Origin of the sequence: Subdoligranulum variabile, assembly GCF_025152575.1 — a bacterium.
GTDB classification, from domain to species: Bacteria; Bacillota; Clostridia; order Oscillospirales; family Ruminococcaceae; genus Gemmiger; species Gemmiger variabilis.
In genome coordinates this window covers 2,816,214-2,834,377 of sequence record NZ_CP102293.1, presented here as the reverse complement: position 1 = coordinate 2,834,377, position 18,164 = coordinate 2,816,214, and the positions used below count along the sequence as shown (strand labels likewise).

Genomic DNA, 18,164 nt, shown 5'->3' with positions numbered 1-18,164 from the left:
TCACTCCCCTTTGGGTCGGTGTTCTTCCAGCAGGACGATGGCACTGGCCAGGCCTTTCTCATGGGTCAGACTGACGTGCACGGTCAATCCCCGCTGGACTGCCCAGGTCGCTGCCCGCCCCTGGAGCTCAAAATAAGGCGCTCCGTTTTCTGCCCGGAGCAGCGCCAGTTCCGACAGCGCAAAGCCGCCCAGGCCGGTACCGGCCGCCTTCAGAAAGGCCTCCTTGGCAGCGAAATTGGCCGCTGCGGTTTCCGCTCTCCGTTTGCCGGAAAGCCCCGCCAGCAGCGTCTGCTCGGCGGGCGCGTAGACATAGTCACAGAACGTTTGTTTTTCCAGACTTTTTTCGATGCGGCTCGCATCGCAAAGATCGATTCCGACGCCGAGAATCATGCCTTCACCACATAGTCTGCCTTGCGCGGTGTGGCCGCTTTGACCCCACCAGGTGCAGGATAGCCCAGGATACAGTTGCCTACCCCGACGTACTTGTCGGGATCAAGTCCCCACTTGCGCAGCATCTCTTTGCCTTCCTCGGTTTCGAAGGTTTCCTTGGCACGGTGGATCCAACAGGAACCCAGACCGATGCTGGATGCTGCCAGGAGCAGATCTCCCAGCACAAGAGAACCGTCCTCCACGTGGGTATGAACGCTGCGGTCTGCCAGCACCACAAGCACGGTGGGAGCACCATAGAAGGGATCCCCGTTGCTGCCCATGATGGCGGCGTTGATGGCAGAAAGGCGGTCCCGGGTTTCTTTGTCCTGCACCGCAACGATCACCGGGCTCTGCCGGTTCATTCCCGTGGGAGCCCAGGTACCGGCCTGGAGAACCGCATCCAGCTCTTCGGGCTTGATCTGTTCCGGCTGGTAAGCACGGCAGCTGCGGCGCGCCGCGATGGCAGACAAAACTTCATTTTGAATCATGGCAAAAACCTCCCTGTACAAAATACAATATAGGAAATGGAGTTCAGCATTCGCGCAGCAGACGTTGTGCTTCCCGCAGCAGCGTGTCGCGCTGATTTTCGATGCGTCCCTCCATGACCGCACTCAGCAACGCATGGAGCACCCGCCCCACCGCAGGTCCGGCGGGCAGACCGGCCTCCATCAGGTCCGAACCGTTGACCGCCAGCTGGCGGATGGTGAAGCAGCCGTTTTTGGAAAGTTCCGTCATCCGGTTTTCGAATATCGTGACATCTTCCCGGCGGCAAGCCACCTCCGGCGTCAGCGCATGGGCATCCAGATCGGCATATTTGAGTGCGCACAGGCGGCGCAGAGAAACCGCTCCGTACCGGTTGAGACATTTGAGGATGGCCGCATCCCCTTCGGGCAGCGGCGCGTCGTGGATGGCAATGAGCCCCACCGCCCCTTCCAACAGGTAGCTGGGTGCCTTGAGCCGACGCAGAATCGCACGTGCCACCGCCGCCCCACGCTGGTTATGTCCCTTGAAGTGAGCCGCACCATCCGGGCCCACGCTGCGGCAAAGGGGTTTGGCAATATCGTGCAAAAAGGTGGCCCAGCGCAGCACCCGGGCTCCGCGGGTATCCTGACCTCGCAGATCCAGTGCCGTGACGGCGGCCGCTGTATGCTGCCACACGTCAAAACAATGCCAGCGACCCGGCTGCGTACAGCCGATACAAGGGCCTACTTCCGGCACGGCGCCCGCCAGAATTTCGCCATATTGTGCTAAGGTTTTCCCCGCATACTGTGCCATCAGAAGGCCGTCCAGTTCGGTATAAATACGCTCTGCACTGACCGCCTGCAGGCTGTCACGGGCTTCCCGTGCTGCCGCTTCCGTTGCGGGATCAAGGGCGAAATCCAGCCGGGCAGCAAAGCGCAGCGCCCGCAGAATACGCAGGGCGTCCTCGGCAAAGCGGGCTTCCGGATCTCCCACGCAGCGGATGATCCCCGCTGCAAGGTCTTTTCTGCCGCCGCAAAGATCGATCACGCCCTCACCGGGAGCATAGGCCATGGCGTTGATGGTAAAATCCCGCCGGGCCAGATCCTCGGCCAGTTCGCTGACAAACTGCACCTTATCGGGGTGGCGGTGATCCCGGTACGTACCATCCAGACGGTAGGTCGTGATCTCATAAGGGGACCCGTGCAGTACGACCCCCACAGTGCCGTGCTTTTCCCCCGTCAGGATCAACTGCTGATCGGCAAACAGCGCCCGCAGCTGATCCGGGCGGGCCGATGTGCAGATATCCCAGTCCCCGGGGCGGCGTCCCAGCAGGCTGTCCCGCACACAACCGCCCACCACATAAGCGCTGTAGCCGGCATCGTGCAGCGTCTGCAGCAACCACATGGCATCCCGCGGCAGGTGTATGATTTCCCGCTTCATCCTCGCCCCCCTTTTCTCCGGCCGGTCCGGCTCATGCTTCGCGGTGCCACTCCTGTTTCAGGTCCACCACACAGGCAAGGCTTCCCTCCTCGCCCTGCAGCGACGCCACCTTGGCTTCGGCCTTCTCGGCATCGGTCATCCAGGTCAGAATGAAAAAGTTCTCGGCAGGGACCTCATAATAGACCCACATGCCATCGGCACGCAGCAGATCCGGCAGATGGTCCAGTTCTCCTTCCAGCAGGCCCTGGCCTTCCTCACCGTAGATCATCTCGGGCCCTACCTGCAGCGAATCGATCACATTGATGCTGCTGTTGATATAAGTATCCCGGTCTACATGCTTGTCACTGTGTTCCCATGCACTGGCAAAAGCCTTGACCAGCAGTTCCCGTACTTCCAGCTTATCGTCTCCCAATTGATACATCGTTCTGTTCCCTCTTTGTTTTGAAATGCAACACCAGTATAGCACAAAACAGGCGTATATGGTATGATTATTTGAAAAAAAGCCTTGACCTTCCAGCGGGTGCAGGGTATAGTCTGAGGGAAAAGGAGGGATCCCGATGAACATCAAACAGGCATCCGAGGCTTCCGGCGTCTCCAGCCGGAACATCCGCTACTATGAACAAGCCGGGCTTATCTGCCCGGCCCGCGACCCCAGCAACGAATACCGGATCTATACCGAAGAGCTGGTCCGTACCCTCAAACTGATTCGTATCCTGCGCATGTTGGACATGCCGGTGGAAGAAATCCGTGCGGTACTTCAAGGATCGCTTCCGCTGGCCAGGGCAGCGGAAAAACAGGCGGAGCGCCTCGCCCAACAGGCCCGGGAGCTGGAGACTGCCCGGAAATTCTGCAAGGAACTGCAGCAGCATCAGGAAAGTGCCGCCTCCCTCGACACAGACGCCTGCCTTCGGCGCATGCAGGAAACCTCTGTCTCCCACTGGTGCTGGGACTGGGTCAACGACTACCGTGCTATCTGCAGGGCCGAACATCGACGCGTCTTTACCTTTACTCCGGACACTCCTGTGACCACCCCCGCAGAATTTACCGACGCATTGTTCGGCTACGCGCGGGCACAGGGTCTGAATCTCGTAGTCACCCGGGAAGGCATGTACCCTCATTTCACCATCGACGGCATAGAATACCGCGCCGTGCGCTACTATGCCTCTGTCCGCGGCATTCCCACCGCACGGGTCCGCTGTGTATGCTGCGACCCGGAGTTTGCCGAAGCAGATGTTTCCTCCTGGCGCCTGCGCCTGATGAAAGGGCTGCACTATGCTGCACCGGCGCTGTTCATGCTGGGCATCGCCCTGCTTTTTCTGGGCCCCCGCGGCCTGCTGAGCGAATGGTGGGGCATCGCCATCCTGGTAAGCCTCACAGCAGCCGGCATCAGCGCAGCCTGGTACAACGCCCACTTCTATTACAACGATAAAGACAATCAGCCGCACAAAAAATGAACAGGAGCCTGCGTACCGTACATGTCGGCATGCAGGCTCCTCGTTTTTTCTATCATCCCAACAGCAGGGTGCGCAGCTCCTCTACTGTGCCGGCCAGGGCCACAGCACCGGCTTCGGTGAGTTCTTCGGCGCTGCCATACCCGTAAACCGCCCCGATGCAGGGCAGCCCGTTGCGAAGCGCCCCTTTCACATCGTGTTCCCGATCCCCCACCATAACGGTCCGCTGCCGGTCCGCAATGTGTGCCGTTTCCAGTGCGTAGGCAATGACATCCCCTTTGTCCGTGCGGGTCTCATCGATAGTCGCCCCGCAGATGGCATCAAAGCAGTCCACCAGAGCAAAATGTTCCATGATACGCTTGGCGAACACTTCCGGCTTGCTGGTGGCCATCACCACCGTTTTTCCGGCGCGTTTCAGATCCCGGAGCAGTTCCGGGATTCCCGGATAGACTTCATTTTCAAAGATGCCCTTATCCGGATAATATTCCCGGAACGCTGCCACCGCCCGGTCCACATCTGCCTCGTTCAAGTGCAGATAGTCCCGGAAGGAGGATGGCAGCGGCGGGCCGAGAAAACGACGCAGTGTGGCTTCCCCCGGCACATCCAGCCCCATTTTCCCGCAGGCATACCGCACCGAGTTGAGGATGCCGGGCGCCGAGTCGGTCAACGTACCGTCCAGATCAAACAAAATAGTCTTGTATTGCTGCATAATAGCACCCGCTCAGTTGAACTTGAAGAGCTTCTGCGCAATGCGGTAGCCTGCAATGCTCAGTTTACAGCCCAGCCACCCCGGCAGATTGCAGGCCTGCGCCACCGAATGACGGCAGCGGCGGTAGAGGCGCTCGTCGTGGGCTTTCAGGTCATCCCACAGCTTCTGCCGCTTGGCCAGCGCTTCTTCGCTGCCATCCAGGGCCAGAAAGATGCTGGAGATAGCCATCATCATGGAGAAGTAGTTGAGCATATAGGCGCGCAGCTTCTCCTGCTCCGGCGGCAGGGCAAAGACGTCCACCGCCTCCATCATCAGCCGGGTCACCCGCAGCTGCTGGTCCACGCGCTTGATCATGTTCTTCTCATTGACGCTCTGATCGTCGCGGCCGATGAAGTAGCGGTACAGGTCCAGATTGAGATAGTAGATCGTCTTGACCTGAGGCAGCGGCTGGTAGACAAACAGATTGTCCACGTAGAAGGTATGTTTGGGCAGCACCATGCCGCTGGCGCGCAGCACTTCGGTGCGATAGATGACACTGTGCATCAGGATATTCTTGTCCGGCGGGAACTTACCGATCTCATCCCAGTGAAAGACACGGTTTTCCGGCAGGATCCCGGTATAATCCACCACGTTGCGGGTGTTGTCGGCCACATGCTCATAGACATAGTTGGCCATAAGAAGATCCAGCGGCGTCTCCGCGTCCGCATACCGGCGCAGCACCTCCATCACCTTGGCCAGTGCCTCGGTGTCCAGCCAGTCATCGGAATCCACCACCTTGAAAAACAATCCCGTGGCGTTCCGGATGCCCTGGTTGACGCCCTCCCCGTGGCCGCCGTTTTCCTGATGGATGACCCGTACAATATTGGGATATTTTTCGGCATAGCCATCGGCCACCTTGCCGGTGTCATCGGTGGAGCCGTCATCCACGAGGATGATCTCGGCTTCCTCCCCCGCCGGAAGCAGTGTCTCGATACAGCGGTCCATATACGCGGCCGAGTTATAGCACGGCACAGTAAAAGTAATCAGTTTCATGCGGATACTCCTTTTGACAGACCGGCTCAGGTGTGCCGGTTTCCTACAGTAACAGTAATAGAATACCCTGTTTTGCAGAAAAATACAAGCAAAAAATGCCCCGTGCCGATGCACAGGCGGCATCGGCACGGGGCATGCTTGCGTGGGAATGAATGGGTTTTCAGAACAGATCGGTACGGTTGTAGGTGTGTACACCCGACGGGATCACGTCATTGTACATCTCCTCCGGCAAACCATACGGACGATCCGGATCCAGGAAACCGTGCATCCATTCAGCCAGGGTATGCAGCTTCAACATGCAACCCCATCTCCTTTCTGTTTTCTGTCTTTATTATATGCGAAAAGTCCGTCTTTTGCAAGCTGCATTTTGTACAAACTTACAAAAGTTATTTGTATATATTCCACCATTTCGGCAGATTGTACATATACGCATTGCGTTTGTACGCCTCACGCGGACAATTCCTCCCATGCTTCCTGCATGGTGTCTGCCGAGAAGAGAAACTCCCCGCACTCCGAATAGACTTCAATGTGGCCGCCGACATATTTGAACTGCTGGGTCATGGTTGGATACCGCCTTTCTGTTTCGATGCTTTCAGTATACAGCATCAGCGGTACCAAAATCAGGACTTCAGGATTCTGCAGCAGCTCTTTGTATACAATAAAAAGGACTTCCAGTCACTTTGCCGGCCACGCGCAGCACAGCCACCACCCAGCCGCACAACAAGAACCAGTAGAAACAGTACCTCGGGCAGATCAGTCCAGCCAGATTGCCCCACTCAGCGCTGTAGTCCCAGACCGCAATGTGCAGCCAATTGCGACATACCAGGCCGATGACCACTTCCAGAAGGCTGGCTCCTGCTGCGCCTGCACCGGCAGCCACCGGCAGTGCAATCCGCCGGGAGGCGAGACTTTGCAGAAAGCACAGGCAGAGTCCTCCCGCCAGGAACATGGTCCAGTGGGTACTCCCACGCCAGGCCAGTTCTATGCTCAGATATCCCCCACCGCCCAACACAAACAGACACATCCGTTCCAACATAAAAAAACCTCCCGCGCTTTACCGGTGTATTGCCACTAGTATGCGCGGGAGATGTGCTTTGTAACCTGATTGTAACGAATTATTTGGAGAGTTTTTTGAGCAGCGCACTGCGGGTATCCCACAGCTTCTGGCTCAGGTCCACATAGTAGCGGTGGGGGTTTTCAAAACGCTTGACCTCATCCCACAGGGTGTTCACCTGGGCCTTGCAGAATTTCTTGATGTCATCCAGACTCGGACTTTCATAGACGCGCTTGCCGTTTTCATAGATGGGGGTGGACAGGCACCGCGCCGTGCAGTGGACGTAGGTGCACTCTTTCCAGGTCTCGATGGGATCGAACAGCGTAATGCCGTGCTGGGTCTCCACCTTTTCATCCGCCATAGTAATGAGGTCGGCCATGGCCTTGCCGTCCTCGTCATAGATGCGCCACACCTTTTTCAGGCAGGGAATCGTCACCTTTTCCGCCGACTCCGACAGCTTCATCTTGGGCGTGTAGCTGCCGTCCTCCTCCTTGACGGCGGCCAGCTTGTACACACCGCCGAAGACGGGATCGCTTTTGGCGGTGATCATGTTCTCGCCAATGCCAAAGCTGTCCACCCGGGCGCCCTGCAGGATCAGATCACGGACCAGATACTCATCCAGGCTGTTGGAAGCGCAGATGGTGCAGTCGGGGTACCCGGCTTCATCCAGCATCTTGCGCGCCTTCTTGGAGAGGTAGGCAATATCGCCGGAATCGATGCGGATTCCTTTGGGGCGCTTGCCCATCGGCTTGAGCACCTCATCAAAGACTCTGATCGCATCCGGCACGCCGTGGCGCAGCACATTGTAAGTATCCACCAGCAGTACGCAGGCGTCAGGGTACATCTCGGCATATTTTTTGAATGCCTCGTATTCGCTGGGGAACATCTGCACCCAGCTGTGTGCCATCGTGCCGGAGGCCGGAATTCCGAAATCCCGGGCCGCCATCACGCAGGAGGTGGAACCACAGCCGCCGATGTAAGAGGCGCGGGCGCCGTAATAGGCGGCGTCGTAGCCCTGGGCCCGGCGGGCGCCGAACTCCATCACCGGCCGCCCCGCAGCCGCGCGGACGATCCGGTTGGCCTTGGTGGCAATCAGGCACTGATGGTTGAAGGTCACCAGCAGCAGCGTCTCCAGCAGCTGGCACTCGATGGCCGGGCCTTCCACCGTGACGATAGGTTCCTGGGGGAAGATCGGCATACCTTCCTCAATGGCCCAGATGTTGCAATGAAGCTGGAAGTTGGCAAGATAGCTCAGGAACCGCTCATCAAAGACACCGGTAGAACGCAGATACGCTACGTCCTCGTCGGTGAATTTCAGGTTGTCCACCGCCTCAATGAACTGTTGCAGGCCTGCCATGATCGCATAGCCGCCGCCGTCCGGCACCCGACGGAAAAACATGTCAAACACCGCGATCTTGTCTTCGTACCCCTCGTCCAGATAGCCGGCGGACATGGTCAGCTCATAGAAATCCGTCATCGTCGTCAAATTGCGTTTTACATCCAGCATGGTCATTTCCTCCTGATGGATTTTTCCGGCATTATTTATCTTCGCTTTCCCGGCTCCAGACGCCCAGAATGGACAATACCCATACAAACGCATACACGGCAATGACCGCCATCGTCAGCATGATGACCACTTTAAAATAGGTGCTGGAGAAAAATTCTCCCACACGGGAAATCGTATACAACATCTGATTGCGCTCCACATCACTGCCCGCAATCAAATCCACCGTACCGATGCTCTCTCCCTCGATGGTCAGTGTCACGGTCCCCACCACATCCCCCTGCTTGAGAGGAGCCGTCAGATGATCCGGCAGATTGAATACCTGCTCAGTCAACGCAGCGCCACCTTCCCGGGGCAGCAGCGTCATCATGTCATCGGCCGGATAGAGCATAACGGTATCGGTCTGGGTGGAATAGACAATGCGGCTTTCCGTAATGGGCTGAGTGGTGTCCAGCGCCGGTGCAATGGTGTAGGTCGCATAGACCCAGTCCATCAGCGTACCGGTCTCGAGAAGGGCCGGACGCCCGCCTTCCTCATCGGTGGCATTGGGCACATTGAGCAGCACGCTGATGTAATTTTCACCATCCTGGCTGTGCCATCCGGCAAAATTCTGCCACTCTCCCAGGCTGCCGGTCTTGCCGCCCTTGGTATAGGCACGGTAATAACTGGTATTGGAGATCATCTTGTTTGTGTTCTGGATGATATAGGTGCCGGGCGTGGTATACCGGTCATTGGTACCCATATCATAGCTGGCCGTACCCATCACGGTTCCCACAATGTCGTAGGCTGTCAACGCGCGCAGAATCAGGTAGGCATCCTTGGCCGTGGTAACGTTGCGTTCATCCAGACCGCAGGGATCTGCAAAGGTGGTTCCCGTACAGCCAATGGCTGCCGCTTCATTGTTCATCATGGCCACAAAGTTATCGATACTGCCGCCGCCCATATAGTCCGCCACAATATAAGCGGCCTCATTGGCGCTGGGCAGCAGCATGGCGTAGAGCAGATTGCGCAGCGTCTGGGTTTCCCCTTTGCGGATATCCGCCGTGGAGGCATTGGTCGTCTTTTCCCAGATCAGATCATAGATATAGCTGGGGGCCGTGACTGTGATGGTGTCCAGCTGATCCTGGTACTGCTCCAGCATCAGCAGGCAGGTCATCATCTTGGTCAGGCTGGCTGCTTGGAGCTGCGTGTCGCTGTTCTTGTCATACACCACGATGTTGGTGTCCAAGTTGACGACATAGCCCGCCGGGGCTGTAAGTTCCGGTGCGTCGGCAGACAGAGCGCTGCTCTCTCCCTCCGCTGCCACTGGCAGTACCAGCACAAAGGCCAGTACAACGGTGCAAAACAATGCCCAGAATCGTTTCATAAGCATGTGGTTCCTCTGTTCAGGGTTGGTTCTATGGTTATCCTTTAGTATAGCAAACTTTTCCCGGAAATAAAAGGGATTTACGGATTTAATTCATGGCACCGGCCGTGGCGAACAGCCGTTCCACCTCGTCGGAAAGCGCACGATGTCCCGGATCCGTCAAGTTGGGATCGGCGGCCAGCAGCGCTTTGGCCTCGTCCTGTGCCACCCGCAGCGTGCGGGTATCCTGCACCAGGTCCGCCACCCGCAAGGTCGGCAGACCATGCTGTGCCTGACCAAAGAAATCGCCGGGGCCGCGGGTCTCCAGGTCATATTTGGCCACCGCAAAACCGTCCGATGTATGACAGAGAAACCGCAGACGTTCCCGCACGGAATCGTTTTCATTGTCGGAGATCAGGATGCAACAGGAATCTGCTGCTCCCCGTCCTACGCGACCGCGAAGCTGGTGCAGCGCTGAAAGACCGAATCGCTCGGCATTTTCGATGACCATAGCTGTAGCATTGGGCACATCCACACCGACCTCGATCACGGTAGTGGAGACCAGCACGTCCAGCTCCCCGGCCTTGAACTGCTGCATGACCTCGTCCTTTTCTTTGGGCTTCATTTTGCCATGCAGCAACCCGATGCGCCGGTGGGGCAGCATGGCGCAGGCAACCTCGGTATAGTATTTGTTGACGGCCTGCATGCCGGTATCCAGCTCATTTTCCTCAATGGCCGGGCAGACGATGTACACCTGGTGTCCCGCCTCGATCTGCTTATCCAGAAAGCCGTACATATCCCGCCGCTTTTTGCCATTGATGAACCAGGTCTTGATGGGCTTGCGCCCGGGCGGCAGCTCGTCCAGTACCGAGATATCCAGATCACCGTACATTAGTAGTCCCAGCGTACGCGGAATGGGCGTAGCACTCATCACCAGCAGATGAGGACTCTGCGCCTTGCCCGCCAGCAACCCGCGCTGCCGTACACCGAACCGGTGCTGCTCGTCCACGATGGCGAGTCCCAGATTTTTGAAAACCACCGAATCGGTAAGTACCGCGTGGGTGCCCACCACCAGCCCTGCACGGCCATCGGCAATGGCCGACAAGGCGATCCGCTTTTCGCTGGCCTTCATGCCCCCTACCAGCAGTGTCACATTGATGCCGAAAGGCTCCAGCCGGTCCGCCAGCGTGGCCGCATGCTGCCTGGCCAGGATTTCCGTGGGCGCCAGCATGGCGCTCTGCCAGCCGTTCTGGGCGGCAAACCAGATCGCCGCCGCCGCCACCAATGTCTTGCCGCTGCCCACATCTCCCTGCAGCAATCGGTTCATCGGCACATCAGCGCAGAGATCGTGAAGAATTTCTTCTGTGGCGCGGCGCTGGGCACCCGTGGGCTGATAGGGCAAACTCCCCCAGAACGGGTCCAGCTTCATGGGGCGCATGGGTGCACTGGTCTGCCGGCGTCCATGGCTGCGCAGCAAAAAGATGCCGATCTGCAGAAGGTACAGTTCCTCAAAAATCAGGCGACGGCGTCCTGCCGCAAGATCTGCCTGATTGCGCGGTGCATGCACGGCACGAACCGCCTGTGCCTTGGTGGGCATCCGATAGCGAATCAGCAATTCCGGCGGCAACGGATCCTGGAGTTCCTCCACATAGGCCAGTGCCGCCTGGGCGCAGCTTGCCTGCCGCGAGGCCGGAAGTCCTTCTGTGCCGTGGTAGACCGGCACAAAGGGGCTGGCCGCCACCTGGGCTTCGGTACGAACCAGCGGATGCAGCAGTTCCCGATGGGTCAGTGTACCGCCCACACGTCCCTCAAAATAATAGGTCTGGCCGACAATCAGTTTATCCGCCGCATAGGAAGCGTTGAACCAGGACAAAGCCAGCACGCCGGAATCGTCGGCCGCCAATGCCCGGCTGAGCACACGCCCCCCCTTGATGCGCCGGGCCGGTTCTTTCTGCAGAACCGTGGCCTTTACGCAGCAATCCACGTCATAGGGCGCGGAAGCCACTGTATAGGGCTGGGTATAATCGATATATTTGCGCGGATAGCAAAGCAGAAGGTCCCGGATGGTATGAACACCCAGCTTTTCAAACTTTTTGGCGAAGGCAGGACCCACGCCCTTGAGATATTGGATGGAGCTGTCGATGGTTGCCACAGGGGACCTCCTTTCTGTTTCGGATGGGCGGCGAGCCGCCATAAAGGAAAAAGGCGAACTCGGAACTTCCCCAAATTCGCCTTTTGTCGTTTTCGCTTGCCGATTACTCTACCGAGATCATGTAGTAGTACACCGGCTGGCCGCCGCTGATGTGGCTGACCTCAATATTCCCGCCGCACTTGGCGCGGACCAGTTCAGTGGTGTGCTCGGCGTCCTCGTCACTCACATCGCAGCCGGAAATCACCGTGATGAACTGGGTATCCTTCTTGCGCATGGAGCGAGCCAGACGATAGGTAACCTTGACGATGTCGGTGCCGGTGGCCACGATCTTGCCATTCTCCAGCGCCATGATCTCGCCCTTCTTGATGGGCTTGCCGTCAAACTCACTGTCGCGGGCTGCATAGGTCACCAGACCAGTGCTCACACGGTCTGCCGCCTGCATCATGTTGACAGCATTCTCGTCGGGCTTGACCTCGGGATCAAAGTTCAGCATCGCCGTCATGCCCTGGGGCACAGTGCGGGTGGGAAGCACGATGACCTTGCGATCCGCCAGCTTCTGCGCCTGCTCGGACGCCATGATGATATTCTTGTTATTGGGCAGGACGAGGACCGTCTTGGCGGGCACACTCTGGATGGCCGCCAGGATATCCTCGGTGGAGGGGTTCATGGTCTGGCCACCGCTGACAACGGCATCCACACCCAGATCGGTGAAGACGTTCTTCAGGCCCTCACCGGCGGCAACGGCCACGAAGCCATATTCGCGCTCGGGATCCACCGCCGCGTAGGTGAACTCGCTTTCCTTGTTTTCCTCAGCCTGCGCCTGCTTCTCCAGACCCTTGCCCTGTTTCTGGCGGGCCAGGAACTGCTCATGCATGTTCTCGATCTTGAAGTCGGTCAGATAGCCGTACTTGATTGCCTCGGACAGCATCATGCCGGGATCGGAGGTATGCACATGGCAATTGGCCACATCGTCATCTTCGATGACCACCACAGAATCACCGTTGGATTCCAGGAAGGCCCGCAGACGGGTCACGCTGGCATCGGCATTTTTATGCAGCAGGAACTGGGTGCAATAGCCGTTCTTGATATCCTCTACCTTCATCAGGTCGTCGGCAAAGACACCTTTGCCGGCCGCCTCGCTGGACACTTTGGGCTTGGCCGCCACTTCAGCACCGGCGATGATCTCGCCGCCGTCAAAGACCTGCTTCATGCCCTCGAACACCAGCATGATACCCTGGCCACCGGCGTCCACCACGCCCGCTTTCTTCAGAACAGGCAGCAGATTCGGCGTATCGTTCAGGGCTTCCTGCGCCGCTTCCAGCGTGGCGTCCCACATGGCGGGAATTTCCATATCGGTGCACTGCTGAGCTTTTTCGGCCGCCAGGCGGGTGACGGTCAGGATGGTGCCCTCCGTGGGCTTCATGACCGCCTTGTAGGCAGCCTCAACGCCCATCTGCAGCGCCATTGCCAGGTCGGCGGCACTGGCCTCAGTCTTGTCCTTCAGGGCCTTGGAGAAACCGCGGAACAAAAGGCTCGTAATTACACCGGAGTTGCCGCGGGCGCCGCGCAGCATGGCGGAAGCCGCCGTCTTGCTTGCCTCGGCCACGGTGCAGCTGTCGGGCAGGGCCTCCAGCTCACGGGTAGCGGCACCGACCGTCATACTCATATTGGTGCCGGTATCACCGTCCGGGACAGGAAAAACGTTCAGCTCATCCACCCGGGTGCGCTGATTTGCAATGTTGTTGGCGCCGGAAAGAATGGCGTCACGCAGGATCTGACCAGTAATCATCGTATGTTACACCTCATGTCTTAATCTGCCAGAATATCGTCCACATACACATCAATGCGCGCGACCTTCAGGCCGGTGGCATGCTCCACCTCGTCCTTGACGCGATGGGTGATGCTTTGCGTGATGGTAGAGATATTGAGCCCATACCCCACTTTAATATGCAGCGCGATGACCAGACGCCCGCCCTCCTGCGTGACGGTGACGCCCTTCGGCGGCAGACTGCCGGTGCGCAGCGCGTTGCGCACGACACTTTCGGCAGGGGCTTGCCCCATAGCCGCAATGCCGTAGCACTGCTTGGCCGCCTGCTCCACCAGGCCGGAGAAATAGTCGTTGGTCAAAGAGATATGTCCGTAAGGATTCACCTTGGTGATCATCTGCGATCCTCCTTTGTTGGGCTTAATTAGGTTTATTATACACCACTTTTTACCGTTTGAACAGTCTTTTTTCAAGAAAAATCCGAGCAGTTGTTTTTTAACAAACCATTCACAAAGTTTACAGGCTGAACGTATATACTGGTTATAGAAACAACACTACCACCAAAAGGAGTGCATTTACGCATGAATCTTTTGTTCTTTTTGACCCCCAAGCAGGACGTATTATATATCTACGAGGATTTCACCCTGCGCCAGACGCTGGAGAAATGGGCCAACCAGCGTTTCGCCACCATTCCCGTTCTGAAACGCAACGGCGAGTATGTGGGCACCATCACCGAGGGAGATATCCTGTGGGGCATGAAGAACCTGCACGGGCTGGATCTGGAAGCCAGCGAGGATGTTCCCATTGCCAGCTTTCCCCGCCGCCGAGATTACAAGGCCGTTACCGTTACCACCGATATGCCCACCTTGCTGCGGGCAGCCATCGATCAGAACTTCGTTCCGGTGGTGGATGACCGCAACGTCTTCATCGGCATGGTACGCCGCACCGTTCTGTTAAAGGATATGTACGGCAAGTTTGCCGGGATCCCTGGTGAAAAACGTCCCCGCAGTACCGCTCCGCGGCAGCACACCTGATCCTTTTGTCATTCTCTTTCCCGTTTTCCCCAGCAGCGCGATGCCGCAAGGCATCGCGTCTTTTTTTGCAAAACAAAAACACCGCATGGCGGTAAAACCATGCGGTGTAAAATGACAGTCTGGAAAACTGAATTACTTCAGCTCGACCTTGGCGCCGACTTCTTCCAGCTTCTTCTGCATCTCCTCGGCGTCGGCCTTGGAAGCCTGCTCCTTCAGCTTGGCATCGGGGGTCTCGACGAGCTTCTTGGCCTCCATCAGGGAAGCACCGGTCAGCTCCTTGACGGTCTTGATGACCTGCATCTTGTTGGCGCCGACGTCCTTCAGGATGACGTCGAACTCGGTCTTCTCTTCCTCAGCGGGAGCGGCAGCAGCGCCGGCGGCAGCGGGAGCAGCAGCGGCAACAGCGGAAACGCCGAACTCCTCGCAGATGGTGTCAACGAGCTCTTTGAGCTCCAGAACAGTCATAGTCTTGACAGACTCGACAATGGCAGTGATCTTCTCAGAAGCCATGGTAGTTACCTCCATTTAAAATTGAGTTTGTTAGGCGGCGCACAGGTTTAACGAGCACTGCGCCGAGGTGCTCACGCAGCTTGATTTACAATCAAGCTGCGGGTTCCTCCTGCTTGTCGGCAACAGCCTGCAGGGCCACAGCCAGACCGCCGATGATCCCGTTGAGGGAACCGGCCAGCATGGAAAGCAGACCCTCGCGGTTGGGCATGGTGGACAGAGCCTTGACACCGGCAGCGTCCATAACCTGACCATCGCAGAAGCCGCCCTTGACGACGAAGCGCTTGGACTTGTCGGCATCGGCGAACTTGCACAGGATGCGGGCCGCAGCAGCCGGGTCCTCGGGGGACAGGGCAACGGCGGTGTCACCCTTGAAGTACTCGGTCAGACCCTCGTACTGGGTGCCCTTGACGGCGAGACGCAGCATGGTGTTCTTGACGACCATGTAGTGCACGCCGGCCTCACGCAGTTCCTTACGCAGCTTGGTGTCATCGGCCACGCTGATGCCGTTGTATGCGACAACCACACCGGCCAGAGAAGAAGCGATCTCCTCGTTCAGGGCCTTGACAAGAGCCTTCTTGGATTCCAGAATCTTTGCACTGGGCATTTGAATTTCACCTCGTTCCACTTACAGTTTGGTAACGGTAAGCGGCTTTTCGTGTAACAAAAAAGCCCCTTTCCCGTCGCCGGGAAAAGGGCTTGAAAGCACAGCAATCAAACGCACGTTTCTCGGCAGGTTGGGTTACCCCATTATGCCTCGCGGCACCTGCTGTCTTAAAAACAGCTTAGATAGTATAGCACGCAAACGTGCGTTTGTCAAGTACTTTTTGAATTCAGCAAACGCTGGGATCAGACACCGTACTTGTTGGTGGCAACGCGGACGCCAGGGCCCATGGTGGTGGCGACGGTCGCGCTCTTGAAGTACTGGCCCTTGGCCGCGGCGGGCTTCGCCTTGGCGATGGCATCCAGAACGGTGTCCAGGTTGGTCATGAGCTTCTCGGCGCCGAAAGAGGCCTTGCCGATGGGCACATGGATGATGTTCTGCTTGTCGAGACGGTACTCGATCTTACCGGCCTTGGCATCGGTAACAGCCTTGCCGACATCGGGGGTCACAGTACCGGCCTTGGGGTTGGGCATCAGACCACGGGGGCCAAGGATTTTACCCAGACGGCCAACGCGGCCCATCATGTCAGGGGTGGTAACCAGAACGTCGAAGTCCAGGTAACCGCCCTGGATCTTGGCGATCAGATCGTCGTCGCCGACCTCCTGCGCACCGGCAGCCTCAGCAGCCTTGGCAGCGTCGCCCTTGGCGATGGCGATGACGCGGACGTTCTTGCCGGTACCGTTGGGCAGAACAACGGCGCCGCGGACCTGCTGGTCAGCGTGACGGCTGTCAACGCCCAGACGGACATGCAGCTCGACGGTCTCGTCGAACTTCGCGGTCGCGGTCTTGCAGCAGAGCTCCAGGGCCTCGGCCGGATCATAAGTCTTGCTGCTCTCGATCAGTTTGGCAGCATCGGTATATTTCTTGCCGTGTTTCATTGCTTATTCCCCTCCTGTTCAACCCTCAACGGTAACGCCCATGCTGCGGGCGGTGCCCTTGATCATGCTGACGGCAGCCTCCAGAGAGGCGGCGTTCAGGTCGGGCATCTTGGTCTTGGCGATCTCCTCGGCCTGGGCCAGGGTGATGGAACCGACCTTGTTCTTGTTCGGCACGCCGGAGGCGGTGTCGATGCCGGCAGCCTTCTTGATCAGAACGGGCGCCGGGGGGGTCTTGGTAATGAAGCTGAAGGAGCGGTCAGCGTACACGGTGATGACGACGGGGATGATCATACCCATCTGGTTCTTGGTACGCTCGTTGAACTCCTTGGTGAACGCCATGATGTTGACGCCCTTCTGGCCCAGGGCAGGACCAACGGGGGGAGCCGGAGTCGCTTTGCCGGCGGGAATTTGCAGCTTGATGTAGCCAGTGATTTTCTGTGCCATGATACTTGCACCTCCAAATTTTGTGGTGAGTTGCGGCCCGCGGTGCAGGCCTCCCACGGGTATGCGACCACCGCATACCCTATAAAAACCGTACCCCGGGAACAGGCCCGTTCGCGGTTCTTACCGGAAATTGCTTGCGTTCCGAGAATTTTCTCAGAACAGTTTGACCTGATGGAGCTCCAGCTCAGCAGGCAGCTCGCGGCCAAACATCGTGATTTTCACGCGCACCTTGCGCGCAGGAATGTCGATCTCCTCCACGGTGCCGACGGAACCTTCCATCGGGCCAGCGGTGATTTCGACCGTGTCGCCGACTTTGTAGTCGACCTGCAGTTCGGCCGTGGTCTCGACGCCCATCTTGGCAACCTCCGCCTCGGTCAGCGGCTCCGGTTTGGACTCCGGGCCGACGAAACCGGTGCAGCCGCGCGTGTTGCGCACGATGTACCAGGTGTTGTCGTTCATGACCATCTTGACAAAGACATAACCGGGGTAAAGCTTGCGCTGGACTTCCTTTTCGCCGGTTTTGTTACCGGTCTTGTCCAGCACTTCCTCGATCACAGTCTCGGTCGGGACCTTCACGTCGCAGATCAGGTCCTGCAGGCGGCGGTTTTCCACCATCGTCATCAGGTCCTGTGCGACCTTGTTCTCATAGCCGGAATAGGTATGCACCACATACCAGTTTGCCTGTTCAGCCATTGGTCATTGCCTCCGCTCAAGCGCTCAGGCGCCGACCACTAGGTGGATCGCGCCGCCGAAGATAAGGTCCAGCACAATCAGGACGATCGCCGCGATCAGCACGACCGCGATGACCGTGATGGTGTTGGTCTTGACATCCTTTTTGCTGGGCCAAACGACCTTTTTCAGCTCGCTCTTGGTATCCTTGAAATACTTTGCGATGCCTTTGAAAAAGTTCTTGACCTTACCAAAAACCGAAGTCTTTTTCTTTTTGTCGCTCTGAGCCTGGGCTGCGGTGTTCGAAGATTTCTTATCCGCCATCTCTAAGCTCCTATCCTCACTTGGTTTCGCGGTGAAGGGTATGCTTTTTGCAGAAACGGCAATACTTCTTCATCTCAAGACGATCGGGAGAATTCTTCTTGTTCTTCTCCTTGTTGTAGTTGCGCTGCTTGCACTCGGTGCAAGCCAGGGTGATCTTGACAGTCATTGTTCGGCACCTCCATTATCGGTTAATAAGCCTCCCTCGCGCTTACGGGCTGCCCCCGAAAAAGGGCATAAAAAATAAACCCGCAAAAGAGGTGCTATCATAATAGCACAACCGCGGGGTTAAGTCAAGGCATAC

General features: G+C 57.7%; 22 protein-coding genes and 1 other annotated feature. Of the genes, 2 read left to right on the top strand and 20 right to left on the bottom strand.

Annotated features, from left to right (window positions below):
* Genes acpS through NQ490_RS13350 form a run of 4 tightly spaced genes read right to left on the bottom strand, consistent with a single transcriptional unit; the run spans position 1 to position 2,752 of the window.
* Entirely contained in the window at positions 1-390 is a 390-nt protein-coding gene (gene acpS / locus NQ490_RS13365) for a holo-ACP synthase (RefSeq protein ID WP_007046658.1), read from the bottom strand.
* Positions 387-917, bottom strand: a complete 531-nt coding sequence (locus NQ490_RS13360) for a nitroreductase (RefSeq protein ID WP_007046659.1) — start codon at positions 915-917, stop codon at positions 387-389. Before NQ490_RS13360 ends, acpS begins: the two co-directional genes overlap by 4 nt.
* 43 nt (positions 918-960) lie before the next feature.
* Positions 961-2,331 (bottom strand): CCA tRNA nucleotidyltransferase, encoded by a 1,371-nt coding sequence (locus tag NQ490_RS13355; RefSeq protein WP_007046660.1) that lies wholly within the window; start codon positions 2,329-2,331, stop codon positions 961-963.
* A gap of 31 nt (positions 2,332-2,362) precedes the next feature.
* Complete coding sequence (locus NQ490_RS13350; protein WP_007046661.1) at positions 2,363-2,752, bottom strand: hypothetical protein; 390 nt, start codon at positions 2,750-2,752, stop codon at positions 2,363-2,365.
* A 136-nt stretch (positions 2,753-2,888) separates the two neighbouring features.
* Between NQ490_RS13350 and NQ490_RS13345 the strand changes: the two genes are divergently transcribed.
* On the top strand, positions 2,889-3,785 hold the full coding sequence (locus NQ490_RS13345) for a MerR family transcriptional regulator (protein WP_007046662.1): 897 nt from the start codon (positions 2,889-2,891) through the stop codon (positions 3,783-3,785).
* Positions 3,786-3,837: 52 nt separating this feature from the next.
* Here NQ490_RS13345 and NQ490_RS13340 read toward each other — a convergent pair whose 3' ends face one another.
* The 9 genes from NQ490_RS13340 to NQ490_RS13300 all read right to left on the bottom strand — a co-directional run bounded on the left by NQ490_RS13340 (position 3,838) and on the right by NQ490_RS13300 (position 13,741).
* Positions 3,838-4,491, bottom strand: a complete 654-nt coding sequence (locus NQ490_RS13340) for an HAD family hydrolase (protein ID WP_007046663.1) — start codon at positions 4,489-4,491, stop codon at positions 3,838-3,840.
* A 12-nt stretch (positions 4,492-4,503) separates the two neighbouring features.
* A complete protein-coding gene (locus tag NQ490_RS13335; protein WP_007046664.1) occupies positions 4,504-5,523 on the bottom strand; it encodes a glycosyltransferase family 2 protein in 1,020 nt (339 codons plus the stop codon).
* A 160-nt stretch (positions 5,524-5,683) separates the two neighbouring features.
* A complete protein-coding gene (locus NQ490_RS13330; protein ID WP_007046666.1) occupies positions 5,684-5,821 on the bottom strand; it encodes a hypothetical protein in 138 nt (45 codons plus the stop codon).
* A gap of 330 nt (positions 5,822-6,151) precedes the next feature.
* Positions 6,152-6,559: a putative ABC transporter permease gene (locus NQ490_RS13325; protein WP_007046668.1), complete on the bottom strand. Its 408-nt coding sequence runs from the start codon at positions 6,557-6,559 to the stop codon at positions 6,152-6,154.
* 79 nt (positions 6,560-6,638) lie between these two features.
* Positions 6,639-8,090 carry a nicotinate phosphoribosyltransferase gene (locus NQ490_RS13320; RefSeq protein WP_007046669.1) on the bottom strand — a complete coding sequence of 484 codons (1,452 nt, stop codon included), beginning with the start codon at positions 8,088-8,090 and terminating at the stop codon, positions 6,639-6,641.
* Between the two features lie 25 nt (positions 8,091-8,115).
* Positions 8,116-9,447 (bottom strand): D-alanyl-D-alanine carboxypeptidase family protein, encoded by a 1,332-nt coding sequence (locus NQ490_RS13315; protein ID WP_040917634.1) that lies wholly within the window; start codon positions 9,445-9,447, stop codon positions 8,116-8,118.
* Between the two features lie 88 nt (positions 9,448-9,535).
* Positions 9,536-11,620 carry an ATP-dependent DNA helicase RecG gene (gene recG, locus NQ490_RS13310; RefSeq protein WP_007046671.1) on the bottom strand — a complete coding sequence of 695 codons (2,085 nt, stop codon included), beginning with the start codon at positions 11,618-11,620 and terminating at the stop codon, positions 9,536-9,538.
* A gap of 61 nt (positions 11,621-11,681) precedes the next feature.
* Positions 11,682-13,367: a DAK2 domain-containing protein gene (locus tag NQ490_RS13305; protein ID WP_007046672.1), complete on the bottom strand. Its 1,686-nt coding sequence runs from the start codon at positions 13,365-13,367 to the stop codon at positions 11,682-11,684.
* Between the two features lie 20 nt (positions 13,368-13,387).
* The gene (locus NQ490_RS13300; protein WP_007046673.1) at positions 13,388-13,741 is read right to left on the bottom strand and encodes an Asp23/Gls24 family envelope stress response protein; all 354 of its coding nucleotides are present in this window, start codon (positions 13,739-13,741) and stop codon (positions 13,388-13,390) included.
* Between the two features lie 183 nt (positions 13,742-13,924).
* On the opposite strand from NQ490_RS13300, the gene NQ490_RS13295 reads away from it, so the two are divergent.
* Complete coding sequence (locus NQ490_RS13295) at positions 13,925-14,377, top strand: CBS domain-containing protein (RefSeq protein WP_007046674.1); 453 nt, start codon at positions 13,925-13,927, stop codon at positions 14,375-14,377.
* A 132-nt stretch (positions 14,378-14,509) separates the two neighbouring features.
* On the opposite strand, the gene rplL is transcribed toward NQ490_RS13295, so the two are convergent.
* The 7 genes from rplL to rpmG form a co-directional block, all read right to left on the bottom strand.
* Positions 14,510-14,887, bottom strand: coding sequence for a 50S ribosomal protein L7/L12 (rplL, locus tag NQ490_RS13290; protein ID WP_040917636.1), 378 nt, complete (start codon positions 14,885-14,887; stop codon positions 14,510-14,512).
* Between the two features lie 91 nt (positions 14,888-14,978).
* The gene (rplJ, locus tag NQ490_RS13285) at positions 14,979-15,491 is read right to left on the bottom strand and encodes a 50S ribosomal protein L10 (RefSeq protein WP_007046676.1); all 513 of its coding nucleotides are present in this window, start codon (positions 15,489-15,491) and stop codon (positions 14,979-14,981) included.
* Positions 15,492-15,540: 49 nt separating this feature from the next.
* Positions 15,541-15,681: a sequence feature (ribosomal protein L10 leader region), on the bottom strand.
* Positions 15,682-15,733: 52 nt separating this feature from the next.
* Positions 15,734-16,426: a 50S ribosomal protein L1 gene (rplA, locus tag NQ490_RS13280; protein WP_007046677.1), complete on the bottom strand. Its 693-nt coding sequence runs from the start codon at positions 16,424-16,426 to the stop codon at positions 15,734-15,736.
* 18 nt (positions 16,427-16,444) lie between these two features.
* Positions 16,445-16,870 (bottom strand): 50S ribosomal protein L11, encoded by a 426-nt coding sequence (gene rplK / locus NQ490_RS13275; protein ID WP_007046678.1) that lies wholly within the window; start codon positions 16,868-16,870, stop codon positions 16,445-16,447.
* Positions 16,871-17,023: 153 nt separating this feature from the next.
* Positions 17,024-17,563, bottom strand: coding sequence for a transcription termination/antitermination protein NusG (gene nusG, locus NQ490_RS13270; RefSeq protein WP_007046679.1), 540 nt, complete (start codon positions 17,561-17,563; stop codon positions 17,024-17,026).
* A 24-nt stretch (positions 17,564-17,587) separates the two neighbouring features.
* Entirely contained in the window at positions 17,588-17,863 is a 276-nt protein-coding gene (gene secE / locus NQ490_RS13265; protein ID WP_007046680.1) for a preprotein translocase subunit SecE, read from the bottom strand.
* 16 nt (positions 17,864-17,879) lie between these two features.
* The gene (gene rpmG / locus NQ490_RS13260; RefSeq protein ID WP_007046681.1) at positions 17,880-18,029 is read right to left on the bottom strand and encodes a 50S ribosomal protein L33; all 150 of its coding nucleotides are present in this window, start codon (positions 18,027-18,029) and stop codon (positions 17,880-17,882) included.
* Between the last annotated feature and the right edge of the window lie 135 nt (positions 18,030-18,164).